Origin of the sequence: Pannonibacter indicus (assembly GCF_001418225.1) — a bacterium.
Lineage (GTDB): Bacteria > Pseudomonadota > Alphaproteobacteria > Rhizobiales > Stappiaceae > Pannonibacter > Pannonibacter indicus.
Genome location: NZ_LIPT01000034.1, coordinates 1 through 1,597, shown reverse-complemented (window position 1 = coordinate 1,597; position 1,597 = coordinate 1). Strand labels below are relative to the sequence as shown.

The 1,597-nt window shown below is 60.2% G+C and carries 2 protein-coding genes; both read left to right on the top strand.

The window, feature by feature from the left end; translation table 11 throughout:
* Positions 1 to 334 precede the first annotated feature (334 nt).
* Complete coding sequence (locus ASC48_RS19215; protein ID WP_167345158.1) at positions 335 to 1,057, top strand: replication initiation protein; 723 nt, start codon at positions 335 to 337, stop codon at positions 1,055 to 1,057.
* Positions 1,058 to 1,170: 113 nt separating this feature from the next.
* Positions 1,171 to 1,569, top strand: a complete 399-nt coding sequence (locus ASC48_RS19210) for a hypothetical protein (RefSeq protein WP_072242739.1) — start codon at positions 1,171 to 1,173, stop codon at positions 1,567 to 1,569.
* The last annotated feature ends 28 nt before the right edge of the window (positions 1,570 to 1,597 follow it).

The window sequence follows — 1,597 nt, the reverse complement described above, 5'->3', positions numbered from 1 at the left end:
AGACTACACGCCGGAGGGTATGAGACTACACGCCGGAGGGTTACGACTAGGGCCGGGAGGGTAATAGACTACAGTTGACGGACTACAAATGTAGTTATAATTGTAGTCTATGAGAAAGATTACCGTCCCCACCAGCGCCGTAACGCTTCGTTCCGACCAGCCGCTTACCCCGGCCATGGTGTCCACCGTCTGGGAGATAGCAAGCGCGCTGGATGAACAGCACACACCGGCATCAGTTCCGAACTCGGTTTGGCTTGAAGTCCCCACTGTTCGGCTGCGCGGTGAGGGGGGGCGCTCGGATAACGTCTGGCTACGTGAATGCCTGGACCGGCTCATGGGCGTCAAACTGTCCGGAGAGTACCGGGGAGACCCTTGGGGCGCTGTTGTCCTGGCTGAATGGCACATCACGGAAGGCGGTAGTCTGGCCCGCCTGCTGATCCCGCCCGCGGGCGTCCACGCGCTGCGGTCTCCGGCCAATTTCACGAAGATTGAGGCCCACGCGGCGCACCGTCTCACCGGCCACGGGCGGCAGCTCTACGCGATCCTGAGCGACAAGAAACGGCTCGGTCGTCCCTACTGGACCTTCACGCTGGATGAGCTGCGGGCGCTCATGGGAGTTGAGGGGAGCAGGGCTTACGACAGGTGGAACAATTTCAGGGCTCGCGTGATTGATCCGGCCCTTGAAGCCATCAACGATTACGGGACAGTGAGCGTCACCATGACGCCGGAGAAACGGGGCCGGTCGGTCCATGCTGTTCGGTTCGACTGGCGCTGGAAGGACCCGCACGACGCGGCGGAAACTCTGACAGAGAACGACAAGCACAGCGTCCAGCGACGGAAGCCGCAGACGACAACTGACGCCCCACCCATCATTGAGGACCAGCCGGAACCGGAATCCGCTCTGGTCTGGTGGTCCAGCCTGCGAGAGGACGAGCAACGGCACTGGATCGAGCGAACCGGCGGCCCTGTGAAGCAGGTGAGCGGCTACACCATAACCCGCAAGGAAGCGGATATAGCTCGGGCTGCTCATCAGATTTTCCTGACCTCGCAACATTGAGGGCGAACCGCCCCTCCCTGGCCTAGAGCCGGACTTACCCGCTCGCCAACGGTGAACATGCCGTCTAACGTGAGGCGCAACATGTTATATTACACGTTAGGATCTGAAACCCCATGAAACTGAGCGCAAATGAAGCCGCAAAGCGGACCGGGAAGAGTGTTCCGACCATCACGCGAGCTATAAAAACCGGCAGAATATCTGCTGAAAAAAACGATGCAGGCGGCTACATGATCGATCCTGCCGAACTCTTCCGGGTTTTCCCGGCTGTAACGCGCAACAGGGGTGCTTCACCTAAAACGTTAGACTTTGAAACCCCTGATTCAGCCCTTGAAACCCTCCTCCTGCAGGAGAAGGTGAACAGCCTGGAGGCCGCTCTAGCCAATGCCACGGCAGAACGTGACGAATGGCGCGACCAGGCTAAGCGTCTGGCCATGGCCCTGCCTGCGCCAGGCGCAGAGCCACAGAAGAAACAACCGCAGAGCTTCTGGGCATGGCTGACAGGACGGCGGTAAGGGCCAAGCGCGCATTTGGAGGGGGGGG